The organism is Gilliamella sp. App4-10 (genome assembly GCF_001690495.1).
In the GTDB taxonomy this organism is placed as follows: domain Bacteria; phylum Pseudomonadota; class Gammaproteobacteria; order Enterobacterales; family Orbaceae; genus Gilliamella; species Gilliamella apicola_G.
In genome coordinates, this window is sequence record NZ_LZGS01000004.1 from 153,951 (window position 1) to 165,783 (window position 11,833).

Here is an 11,833-nt window from a genome sequence, read left to right on the forward strand (position 1 = left end):
AAATCCCTCTACAATAACTGCATAATGATTATACCAATCAATAAGGAAAGATGAATATTATGACAACCTCAAACATCAAATTGAAAGTCCAAAATTTTGGGCGATTCTTAAGTAATATGGTCATGCCAAATATCGGCGCATTTATTGCTTGGGGGTTTATTACTGCGATTTTTATTCCAACAGGCTGGTACCCCAATGAAACGATTGCCAAGCTAGTTGGACCGATGATTACCTACCTATTACCACTATTGATTGGCTATACAGGCGGTAAATTAGTTCACGGTGAACGAGGTGCAGTGGTTGGTGCAATCACAACTATGGGCGTCATTGTTGGTTCAGATATTCCCATGTTTTTAGGAGCCATGATCGTCGGCCCACTTGCTGGCTGGGTAATAAAGCAATTTGATAAAGCCGTAGACGGTAAAATCAAAAGCGGTTTTGAAATGTTAGTCAATAATTTCTCAGCGGGTATTATCGGTATGCTACTTGCGTTGCTTGCTTTTTTCGCAATTGGTCCTGCTGTCGTTATTGCATCCGGTAGATTAACTATAGCCGTTAATTTCTTAGTTGAGCATAATTTATTACCTTTAACGTCGATCATTATTGAACCCGCTAAGATCCTTTTCTTAAATAATGCCATTAACCACGGTATATTCTCACCATTAGGTATTCAACAAGCGGCTGAACATTCTCAATCTATTTTCTTTTTAATCGAAGCCAACCCTGGTCCTGGTTTAGGTTTATTACTCGCTTATATGTTCTTTGGTAAAGGATCGGCAAAAAGTTCAGCCAGTGGCGCCGCAATCATACACTTCTTTGGTGGAATCCATGAAATTTACTTCCCCTATGTATTAATGAATCCACGTCTTATTATTGCGGTGATTTTAGGTGGAATGACAGGCGTATTTACTTTAACATTATTTGGAGCAGGATTAAGTTCACCCGCATCACCCGGATCAATCATCGCCGTTCTTGCTGTCACACCAAAATCATCTATGCTTGGCGTAATTTTTTCTGTCATTGCTGCAACTACGGTTACTTTTATCGTTTCTGCGATTTTATTAAAAACAACCAAAGAGACAGACAAAAGCCTAGAAGAGGCAAAATCGAATGTTTCTGCAATGAAAAACGAAGCAAAAGGTATTACAAATGGAATACTTGATTTAGCTAAAGTGAAAAAAATCATAGTGGCTTGTGATGCAGGAATGGGATCTAGTGCTATGGGAGCAGGTGTGTTACGCAAAAAAGTACAAGATGCCGATCTCGATATTTTGGTCACTAATTTAGCAATTAATAATCTGCCCAATGATGTTGACATAGTTATCACGCATAAAGACTTAACCGATCGCGCCAAACAACATGCGCCAAACGCACATCATATTTCATTAACTAACTTTTTAGACAGTCAATTATATAGCCAACTGGTTGCGGATCTTTTAAGTTCTCAAGCGAGTAGTTTAGCAAGTGAAATAATAGCTAGCAGCAATCAATCCACTGATAATGCACCTCTATTTAAATTATCAGAACAAAATATTTTTTTAGGACTAACCGCTAAAAACAAAGAGGAAGCCATTCGTTTTGCCGGGCAAAAATTGGTCGATAATGGTTATGTTACCCCTGCCTACATTGAAGCAATGTTAGCGCGTGAAGAATTAACGTCGACTTATTTAGGAGAATCGATTGCCGTTCCACATGGTACTATTGAATCAAAAAACGACGTTATTAAAACTGGCATCGTATTTTGCCAATACCCAGCAGGTGTTCAATTTGGTGAAGGCGACGACGACCAAGCGAAAATTGTAATAGGTATTGCTGCACGTAATAATGAACACCTTGATGTCATTGCAAAACTCACTAATGCTCTTGATGATCAAGCCATTATTACCAAACTGGTTAACACAACAAGTATTGAAGAGGTACTTGCTATTTTAAGTTAATATCACAATTATCGTTCCCACTTAACAAGTGGGAAACCATTACCACTTTTAAAATTAAATTTAATTAAGGATTATTATAATGCAAGCATTACATTTTGGCGCAGGTAACATTGGGCGAGGTTTTATTGGAAAATTACTATCAGATGCCGGCATACAGGTCACATTTGCCGATGTCAATCAACAAATCATTGATGCAATGACCCAGCGTCATCAATACCCTGTCAATGTTGTTGGCGAACAATCTATCACCGAAATAGTCAAAAATGTCGATGGTATTAACAGTACCTCTAGTGAAGTGATCGATTATATTGCCAAAGTTGATTTAATCACTACCGCCGTGGGTCCGCAAATTTTAGCGCGCATTGCTTCAAGTGTTGCGCAAGGAATTATGGCAAGACATCAACAAGGCAACACCAAACCACTGAATATTATTGCTTGTGAAAATATGGTTCGTGGTACAAGCCAATTTAAACAAGAAATCTTCAAATCACTACCAGAAGAACTGCATCAATGGACAAACGCCCATGTCGGTTTTGTCGATTCAGCAGTGGATCGCATTGTACCGCCTGCAACATCAAAAACAGGTAATATTCTAGAAGTCACTGTCGAAACTTTTTCAGAATGGATTGTTGATGAAACGCAATTTGTGGGGCCGATTCCAACCATTGCAGGTATGCAGCCCGTTGACAATTTAATGGCTTTTGTTGAGCGAAAACTATTTACCTTAAATACAGGTCATGCAATTACGGCTTATTTAGGTTTCTATTATGGTTTTGGCACCATTCGCGATGCAATTTTAAACGAAAAAATTCGTTTAATTGTTCGTGGAGCCATGGAAGAAAGCGGCTTAGTCCTTATCAAACGTTACAATTTTGATGAACAAAAACACATGGCTTATATCGAAAAAATCTTAAACCGCTTTGAAAACCCGTATTTACATGATGATACTTCACGTGTTGGACGTCAGCCAATGCGTAAATTAGGCGCTGGCGATCGTTTAATTAAGCCATTACTCGGTACTTTTGAGTATCAAGTTAAAAATACTAACTTACTAATCGGTATCGCAGCCGCTCTCAACTATCGTAATAGTGATGATGAGCAAGCAGTTGAACTGGCAAAACTCATTACTGACAAAGGTGTTAAACACGCTTTTTGTCAAATCGCTGGGATTGATGTTAACAATTCTATTGTTAAGCAAATTGAAGAAATTTATACTACAATGCAAAATCGCCAATTTACATAACACCTAATGCCAGAATCGATATTACAAGAAGATACGATATTAGAAAAACTCAACCAGCAAGCTGATATTCACAGCTTGCTCACTGTTGCCATAAAATTAATCAATGATAATGTCAACAAATTAATTCTTAAAGTCTTTCGAAAAGAACCTCACGCCATTAAATTTGTCATTCCTTCATTAGTTGGTAAAAATGGACCACTCAATGATACTTCTGTTTGCTTAAAACTGCTTTATGTATTGGGGATTATTTCTCGTGAAGATTACGAAGATATAGAACTGCTGATCGCTATTTTGGACGAGCTAGAGCAAGATGACAGGCAATATACTTATTTAGATGATGAAATCTTAGGTCCTATTAGTTTATTACATGATATGGTATTACCACCAAGCTGGGAATCGCAACACGAAAAAGCCAAACAATCTGGCATTGTCGATACGTTAAAATCTTCCATGTACCAAAACCGCTATCAACAAATGATACGCTCAGCGTTAATTATTGCTATCACGGATCTAACGTTACGCATCATAAATAAAGAACATATCAACTACTTTCCATAATAACCAACTCCTTTACTAAATCTTTTGTTATTTCGGCTGAAAATAAATAAAGTAAACTAAAAATAGCTATCACAGCATGCGTTATATAAAAGAAATATAAATTTTTTGTTACTGATCTTTGGTTAAAATCTTTTATTGTTTTTACTTGCTTGTTTGTTAAGACCCGTTGGTATTGATGGCATACCACGGGTGTTGACGCCTGCACTGCTGCTACTTACCTTGTAGTCCGCTTGGTTTTTTATATCACTAAAGCTGATTGTGCCTGTGTCAAGTTTGTTTTTGCTCGTGTCTTTTGCTGCTGAGGCTATCACCGCCCCTTTTAAGTCGGTATGGTTGCCCACCGTGATGTCAAAGCCCTCTTTGCCGGCACAGGAAAACCAAAAAAACACCAATAAAAAATTAAATAAAATCAATACGTTTCCTGACCGGTTTTTTGTAAATAAATAGTGTGTTTTTTATGTTTTAAACAGAAGGAGATATGGCATAATAAGCAATACAACAGGTAGCCATTATTTAATACAATGGTACATAAAAATAATGATCACTAAAATGCATGCTAAGCAAAAATTAGCAATTAAAAAATTAATTATAGAATTTAGTGACAGAATTAACTGTCGCTTTTAACTGGTAAATACACAAAATTTTAGATAGGGTCAAAAAACTCAAATATTAAAATAAATCTTCGGTATTAATTTTTTTCAAATTTAGATAAGAAATTAATTTTTCATTAAATTTATTAGATGCAACGATCAAATCCGATTACTTGATATTTGAATAAATTTTATCCATCCTAACCCCACTAATTTGCCAATTATTTAAACTTATGTGTCTAAATAATAAAATAGGAGCTTTTTCGTAATCCATAGATTCATAATAAAAGCCATTATCAGAATTATTGATCCAATTTTTTAATTGTTTTGCTAATTCAAGTAGCAAAATTCCTTTTGCTGATAAAATAATTTTATTATTTATATAGATTACTAATTGACCTTCAACCACAGAAAAAAGCCGAGATCCGTGGGTTATATTACCAACATTCAAATTGGTATAATTGATCTCTAGTGAGAATTTACAGGGAATGCATTCCATATTTTTCCATCATTTCCAATAATAACTTTAATCTTTGTTTGCTCTTTTGTGTCAATTTGGCGCCCCATATCAACAACTACGCGGAAAGAACCTTCAATATTATTTGGAATAAAACTTGCTTTTGAAGAATCCAACGTTTCTTTAACAATCTTTCATATTTCTGAAACATTATTTGTATTGAATTGAGCTGATCTTGTAGCTGAAGTTCCAACCATATGTTTATCCTTTGGTACCCATGTGTTAAGATTATTTTTTGATGCATTGAAAGCTGTTTTAGAAGCGTCATCTAACACACCCCAGTTATTATTTTGAACAATAGTTTCTTGTTTAGCAAGATTACCACCCTCCCTTTTCCAGCTAGGATTGTCGGGTTAAATTTGAGCTACTACAGATGAAACTATAATCTCCGTTAAGAATAAGATCGGGAATTATAGTTTATGCTACTTCAAATCTTATAATAACCAAATTATTATAAGTATTTTTTAGGGATATTTAATAACTGTGCATCAACAGACCAATCAATAGGTTTACTTTTTTGGCAATTCCATTTTGCTCCTGATTGTATCCATTTATCTCGATATTTCTTAATACCCGTTAAAATGGCATCTTCGTATCCAAACTCAACTCCACAACACTCACAAATATTATATGTAGGAGATTGACCATCCTCTCCCCATTGAGGCTCTGATTGCTCGAGCCCACAAACACGACATATATATGCTTCATTATTTTTGTGCATTAAAATACTCCAAATTAGTCTTATATCCATGATCTGCTGGATTTGGTTTAAACATTGTTTTCGGTGTCCCATCGGCATTTTTCACAGCAAATATATTTGATTGAGGATTATAAAGAACTGTATCACCATTTTTCCTTATTATTTTTAATGTGCCTAAAGGAGGATTATTAACAAAATTATGTGTCGCATCAACGTATTGTTTTGAGTTTTGAAATTCTGGAAACTCGTGTTTATGTTTATCCCAATGATCGTAAGCATTTGTAACAGGCTGTTTTTTACTTGTTTCTGTCCAAATTTTATCTTCTGGGCGCTTACCTAAATTAGCATTAATTTCTTGTTCTTTTTTTACATGCTCGCCAAATTTGCTACTCTCATTTCCTTTTTGATTGGCTGCTTGGCTATTATGTATTTTATACTTAATCTCTTTATAATTTCCACCATCTTGTGCAACACTTCCTTTTCCATGTTGCGTTTCTAAGACTGTTTTATCTAATGGTTTGTTCGCACCTATTCCCTTTCCAGCTGCACTATTTTTTACAACTGTTGTTTCAATTTGTTTTGACTGGCTTGCCGCTTGATTCATCAAGCGGTTACCTTCAGCAACATTCCCCGCTTTATATGCTACTTCCGCTTCTTTTACCAAAACTTGTGCAGTTTTAGTTTCAACTTTAATTACTTTTCCCGCTACTTTGATAAATTTTGCAAAAGGTAATACTCCTGCTGCTGCTATTGCGTAGTCACCCCAACTATCTGCATCCCTAAAGGCGATATAATCACCATATGGCGTCACCAATATAGCTAGATCTTCTGGCAATCGCATCAAATCCTCTCTTAAAGGATCATACATAAATTTACCTGAATTCATATCATCTATGATTTGCGAAGCCTCTTCTGGGGTTAGATAACCATTAGCTGAAGCATGAAGTATGCTGTCATAATTTGCCCCTGTTTCAGGTGAAAGACCAATAAAATCGCCACCAAATCCACCATCAGCCCAACTTAATCCATTATTCTCAACCGCATTTTTCCCCGCCGCAACGCCAGTATTGATATCTTGAACATCACCACCCGCCGCGGCGGTAGCTAGGCCAGTCGCGAGTTGGGATAGGGCGCTGATTTGTTGTCTTTCTTCTTGGCTTAGGTCTTTGATGTCTTTATCGGGGTAAAGGATACCTGCAATAACTTCTGCACTGCGTTCACTTGCGGCAGCGCCTAAGCCACCCACTAGGGCGGAGTTGCCTTGTAGCTGCGCAACCACCCCACCCAAGATGGCATGACTGACCGTGTTGGCAATGTTGCTCGTCAGTTAAGAAGATACCTTTGTCTGTTGCTTTTAAGTCGGTATTGTTTTCGACCTTTATGTCAAAGCCACCTTTGCTGGCACAGAAAAATGCAAAAAAACACCAAGAAAAAAATCAAATAAAATAAACGCCTTACCTGACCGATTTTTTGTAAATAAATAGTGTGTTTTTATGTTTTAAATAGAAGGAGATATGACACAATGAGCAATATAGTTAAGTAGGCTTTAATTACTACAATGGTGCATAAAAATAATAATCACTAAAGTGATGCTAAATCAAAATTGCCACTTAAAAAGGATTTAGTGACAGAATTAACTGCCACTTTTTAATAATGAATATACTAATATAGGATAGTATTGTCGGATTATGTTTGAACTACTACAATTGAGTAGAACAAGCTGATTATTGAACTTGCGGGCAAGTTCTAAAAAGCAATAAAAGATCCTCCCCCGCTGATTAGATGGGGGATTTAACTTTCATTCAACTAGCTTTTTAATGAACTCTTCTAAAACACGCTTTACCGGTGAGCTAGCATTCTGCAATAAAATATCTATTTTTAATAATAGTAACTCTTTCTTAGAATTATCTAGATTAGATAAATCTAAAAGCCTTAATGAATCAATGCAAGAGATAAATAAGTTCTCATTACTTGTGTTAATAATTTTTAGGAGAACTTCTAATTCATGTGAGTTATGTAAATCACCCAAACATTCTACAAGCCTTTTTTGCCAAAAAATAGGCTTAAACTTTAGCTGAGCTAATAATAACTCCCAATCATTATTATTAAATTTATTAAGTATTTCAGTAGCCTCCAAAATGGCACAATCATACCAATAATCGCCAGGTTCACTTTCATGGCTAAAATCAGATATACAAACATCAAATTTATTATACATAATTTATCTCTTTAATTTTATAGGATCAAATCCTGGCGCAGGTTTACCCCCCAATTGGATAGGCTGCCGTGATATTATTACCTTTTTTAATAACATCGATTTCCACTCCATTAACAGTCCCTCGATGAAGAGTTTCACCAGTTGAAGGTCTTACTCCTATAGGCTTAGTATTTCCAATTTTATTAACAGAATCAATAATACTCTTATCTGACCAACTTTCAGGAAATAAGGTGCTTGTTTTTATTTTTGACAAATACCCATCCTCAAACTGAGTTATATATTTTAATGTCTCCCCCACACTTGAATTACTTATATAAAATTTGGTTAAATTATAATTTTTAATATGCACATACATAATCCATTATGAGTTTAAAACTCAGATTTGTTTTTTTTATTTTCATATTCTTGTATATATATATCTAAAGGGTATGCTGTTCCCAACTCATATATTTTCCCACTATCTTTATCAATTATGAATGGACAATTACCGATTAATTGTGTTGAAAAATCACCAGTTTCTAAAAATTCTCTGGATTGAAAACAAAAAAGCCATCCTTCAGAAAACCTGTCTATCACAGTAATTTCTACAGGAATATCGTATTCAGATAAATAACTTTTAGCTTTATTTATCGCTTCAATAAAAGTAATCATCAATTAGTCCTTAAAAATTTGAAAGATTTAAATTTGCTTATATCTGCAGCTTTACCTGTTTGACCATCTAAGAAACGTATTTTTCCATTTTGATTTACAACATTAAAAACATGCCCCGGTTGCCCCGGACCATAAGAACCAAATACAACACCTCTTGCGCCAGGTCCTGCATTTGACATTTGTTCAATAATATTATTATGCCCACTAACATTTTGAAATTTTGTTCCAAATTGTTTTTCTAATACGGATATTGGAACCCCATTTTTTGAATTAATAGGTAAAGCAGAGGCTGGGTTACCACCTAATGTTGCATCAGTAGCTATAGCACAATTGACACAGTTATGAGTTCGCCCCTCTATAGGATAGCCAGGATTTACACCACGTATAGTGCCAGCTACATCATTAACGGCAGTATTAGTCTCTCCCTTTCCAGCTTTAGCAATACCTTCAACTTTAACCCATTTACCACCAATCCATTGTATCGTTTTACCACCTAATGATGCTGTAGCAACTCCAGCCACATTATAGAAGGTCGCCTCTCCAACATCATGGCCTGTCATGCTACTTAATTCAGTTAATGCTGTTTCAAATGAATCCGCTGGTATTTCCTTATTAAACCATTCCATTGGAATTTGGGCTATTTTTTTACCAAATTCCCAAGCATCACTACCTATTTGATTTAACGTATTATCGTCAATATATCTTATTGCTTTACCTGCACTGTCAATTACGCCCTCACCCCATTTACCCGGTGCATCTTTAATTCCTTCCCAAAGCGCTTTTATCTTCGTGTTATCAGGATAGTATTGAGACTCTATTTTTTGCCAATCGGTTCCGTCTAAAACTAACTCTCTATATGAATTAAATTTATCATTAAATTCTTGCCTAATTCTATCATATTCTTCTTTCTGACATTGCTTATCTCCTGCACAATATTGAGCGGCTTCACGCAGTTCAACAGCCATTTCATTATTGAGCTGGTTAATGAGTTCTTGTAATTCAAGACCCTTTTTCTTGCTTAATTCATTTGTTTCTTTAACGACTTGCATTTGGCATTCTTTATCTCCCTTACAAGCCGCATATTTTTTATCTGCTTCTTCAATATCTTTCGTAGTTAAGAAGTTATTCTCAACCGCATTTTTCCCCGCAGCAACGCCAGTATTGATATCTTGGATATCACCACCGGCCGCGGTGGTAGCTAGGCCAGTCGCGAGTTGGGTTAGGGCGCTGATTTGTTGTCTTTCTTCTTGGCTTAGGTCTTTGATGTCTTTATCGGGGTAAAGGATACCCGCAATAACTTCTGCACTGCGTTCACTTACGGCAGCGCCTATGCCACACCCACTAGGGCTAAGTTGCCTTGCAGCTGCGCAACCACCCCGCCCAAGATGGCATGGCTGACCGTGTTGGCAATGTTGCTCGTCAGTTAAGAAGATACCTTTGTCTGTTGCTTTTAAGTCGGTATTGTTTTCGACCTTTATGTCAAAGCCATCTTTGCTGACACAGAAAAATGCAAAAAAACACCAAGAAAAAAATTAAATAAAATAAACACTTTACCTGACCGATTTTTTGTAAATAAATAGTGTGTTTTTTATGTTTTAAATAGAAGGAGATATGACACAATGAGCAGTATAGTTAAGTAGGCTTTAATTACTACAATGGTGCATAAAAATAATAATCACTAAAGTGATGCTAAATCAAAATTACTACTTAAAAAGGATTTAGTGACAGAATTAACTGTCACTTTTAAAATAGCAAAAACACAAAATATAGGATGGGATCATTAAATAACATGTAACTCAACAGAATTTGCTATATCTTCTATTTTTCTCTTTATAATAAACTCCTGTTCACATTTATGCTTTAATATAAAAAAAGAATGAGTCAAATCAAAACCTGTTAATGTAAATAACTCTAATGATGGAAAAACTATTGTGCATAAAGGTTTTTCTTTCATAGCATCAAGGATATAATGGTTAAACTTATTATATGTATCAATTGGAATAATCTTACCTTCATCATTGTATAAACTGACTTTTTTATTAGATAATTCGTATAATTTTTTATAGAAATTTACAAACTTTTGTTCAATGGAATTAAATAGATTTAATTTGTTAGGATCCTTAATCGCATCAACATATGCGATTAATTCAGTACTATAATATTCATCTTCATCCAAAAAATGATCAAAGTAAGAAACATGAATATTCAAATAATATTTTTTTAAAAGATCATTATCATCTAAATTTGTAGACAACAAAAAATCTATAAAGTTTTTTTCTATCATGGTCTTAAATATACTCCGTTTTCATTTAAAGTACCCATTCTATTCCCTGCTTTATCAAATAATTTCCACGCACTTCCTCCGTGAGGGCTACTTGATGATCTTTCAGGAGAAATTCTCCACCCAGTTTTAGGATCTACCCATTCACCTTTTTTATTTGAACCAGAAACTCTTTTATTAAATTGTTTAAGATCTATTTTATCACCTTTTTCTAGCTTACCTTTATAATTGGCATATTCATTTTTAGTTTCTGAATTATTTTTCTCATTAGAAGCTTTATTATTTTCATCGTCATCATCAGGTGGTAATCCAGAAGCCCCACCTGCTGAACTACTTCCAGTTCCTGTTAACGGATTATCATTATCTTTCTTACTACCTTTCTCTTTTAGGTAATCATTATAATAACGTTCATAAGTTTTTAGTACTGCATCTTCAAGGAATTGATCTCCCATTGGATCGACTAACGCAAGTTCAATTAGTCTTCGTTGTTCCAAATTTAAACTTTCTAAAAACGCTTTTGATTCCGCTGCGGTAAGACCTTCAGCCATTAAAACATCTACCACATTAATACTGACTGATGCACCAATTTCACTTGGGCGTACTAGATACCACGCAGCTCTAGCTAAATTATTATTCTCAACCGCATTCTTCCCTGCAGCAACGCCAGTATTGATATCTTGGATATCACCACCGGCCGCGGCGGTAGCTAGGCCAGTCGCGAGTTGGGTTAGGGCGCTGATTTGTTGTCTTTCTTCTTGGTTTAGGTCTTTGATGTCTTTATCGGGGTAAAGGATACCCGCAATAGCATCCGCACTGCGTTCACTTGCGGCAGCACCTAAGCCGCCCACTAGGGCAGAGTTGCCTTGTAGCTCGGCTACCACCGCGCCGAGTATGGCATGACTGACCGTGTTGGCGACTAAGTGGTGCTAAGCCAAAATTAGCAATTAAAAAATTAATTACAGGATTTAGTGACAGTATTAACTGCCACTTTTTAATAACGAATACTCTAACATAAGCTAGGATTATCGGGTTGGGGGTTTGGGTTTGGGTTGGGGTTTGAGCTACTATATTTCAGGATAGATACCTAATTCAATAACTTTAATTTCCCTACATACTACTCGAATATTATAATCTCCCC

The 11,833-nt window shown here is 35.6% G+C and carries 14 protein-coding genes and 1 pseudogene; 3 read left to right on the plus strand and 12 right to left on the minus strand.

Going from position 1 to position 11,833, the window contains the following annotated elements:
* Positions 1-59: 59 nt before the first annotated feature.
* The 3 genes from A9G23_RS01900 to A9G23_RS01910 all read left to right on the plus strand — a co-directional run bounded on the left by A9G23_RS01900 (position 60) and on the right by A9G23_RS01910 (position 3,738).
* Positions 60-1,937: a PTS mannitol transporter subunit IICBA gene (locus A9G23_RS01900; RefSeq protein WP_065586036.1), complete on the plus strand. Its 1,878-nt coding sequence runs from the start codon at positions 60-62 to the stop codon at positions 1,935-1,937.
* 79 nt (positions 1,938-2,016) lie between these two features.
* Entirely contained in the window at positions 2,017-3,180 is a 1,164-nt protein-coding gene (locus A9G23_RS01905; RefSeq protein ID WP_065586009.1) for a mannitol-1-phosphate 5-dehydrogenase, read from the plus strand.
* Positions 3,181-3,186: 6 nt separating this feature from the next.
* Entirely contained in the window at positions 3,187-3,738 is a 552-nt protein-coding gene (locus A9G23_RS01910; protein WP_065586010.1) for an MltR family transcriptional regulator, read from the plus strand.
* 122 nt (positions 3,739-3,860) lie between these two features.
* Here A9G23_RS01910 and A9G23_RS01915 read toward each other — a convergent pair whose 3' ends face one another.
* The 12 genes and pseudogenes from A9G23_RS01915 to A9G23_RS01965 all read right to left on the minus strand — a co-directional run bounded on the left by A9G23_RS01915 (position 3,861) and on the right by A9G23_RS01965 (position 11,576).
* On the minus strand, positions 3,861-4,151 hold the full coding sequence (locus A9G23_RS01915; protein ID WP_065586011.1) for a hypothetical protein: 291 nt from the start codon (positions 4,149-4,151) through the stop codon (positions 3,861-3,863).
* Between the two features lie 346 nt (positions 4,152-4,497).
* Positions 4,498-4,827, minus strand: coding sequence for a DUF7878 domain-containing protein (locus tag A9G23_RS01920; protein WP_065586012.1), 330 nt, complete (start codon positions 4,825-4,827; stop codon positions 4,498-4,500).
* On the minus strand, positions 4,797-4,961 hold the full coding sequence (locus A9G23_RS11435; RefSeq protein ID WP_176700584.1) for a hypothetical protein: 165 nt from the start codon (positions 4,959-4,961) through the stop codon (positions 4,797-4,799). Before A9G23_RS11435 ends, A9G23_RS01920 begins: the two co-directional genes overlap by 31 nt.
* Before the next feature lie 335 nt (positions 4,962-5,296).
* Complete coding sequence (locus A9G23_RS01930) at positions 5,297-5,566, minus strand: hypothetical protein (protein WP_065586014.1); 270 nt, start codon at positions 5,564-5,566, stop codon at positions 5,297-5,299.
* A complete protein-coding gene (locus A9G23_RS01935; protein ID WP_141674888.1) occupies positions 5,553-6,824 on the minus strand; it encodes a VENN motif pre-toxin domain-containing protein in 1,272 nt (423 codons plus the stop codon). Before A9G23_RS01935 ends, A9G23_RS01930 begins: the two co-directional genes overlap by 14 nt.
* A gap of 519 nt (positions 6,825-7,343) precedes the next feature.
* Complete coding sequence (locus A9G23_RS01940) at positions 7,344-7,763, minus strand: hypothetical protein (protein ID WP_065586016.1); 420 nt, start codon at positions 7,761-7,763, stop codon at positions 7,344-7,346.
* A 43-nt stretch (positions 7,764-7,806) separates the two neighbouring features.
* On the minus strand, positions 7,807-8,112 hold the full coding sequence (locus tag A9G23_RS01945) for an EndoU domain-containing protein (protein ID WP_176700585.1): 306 nt from the start codon (positions 8,110-8,112) through the stop codon (positions 7,807-7,809).
* 20 nt (positions 8,113-8,132) lie between these two features.
* Complete coding sequence (locus tag A9G23_RS01950; protein ID WP_065586018.1) at positions 8,133-8,414, minus strand: YrhB domain-containing protein; 282 nt, start codon at positions 8,412-8,414, stop codon at positions 8,133-8,135.
* Positions 8,414-9,463, minus strand: coding sequence for a toxin glutamine deamidase domain-containing protein (locus A9G23_RS01955; protein ID WP_065586019.1), 1,050 nt, complete (start codon positions 9,461-9,463; stop codon positions 8,414-8,416). Before A9G23_RS01955 ends, A9G23_RS01950 begins: the two co-directional genes overlap by 1 nt.
* A 75-nt stretch (positions 9,464-9,538) precedes the next feature.
* Positions 9,539-9,892, minus strand: a pseudogene (locus tag A9G23_RS11805) (VENN motif pre-toxin domain-containing protein); the annotation flags it as partial.
* Between the two features lie 302 nt (positions 9,893-10,194).
* Positions 10,195-10,698 carry a hypothetical protein gene (locus A9G23_RS01960; protein WP_065586020.1) on the minus strand — a complete coding sequence of 168 codons (504 nt, stop codon included), beginning with the start codon at positions 10,696-10,698 and terminating at the stop codon, positions 10,195-10,197.
* Positions 10,695-11,576, minus strand: coding sequence for a VENN motif pre-toxin domain-containing protein (locus A9G23_RS01965; RefSeq protein ID WP_065586021.1), 882 nt, complete (start codon positions 11,574-11,576; stop codon positions 10,695-10,697). Before A9G23_RS01965 ends, A9G23_RS01960 begins: the two co-directional genes overlap by 4 nt.
* Positions 11,577-11,833 lie beyond the last annotated feature (257 nt).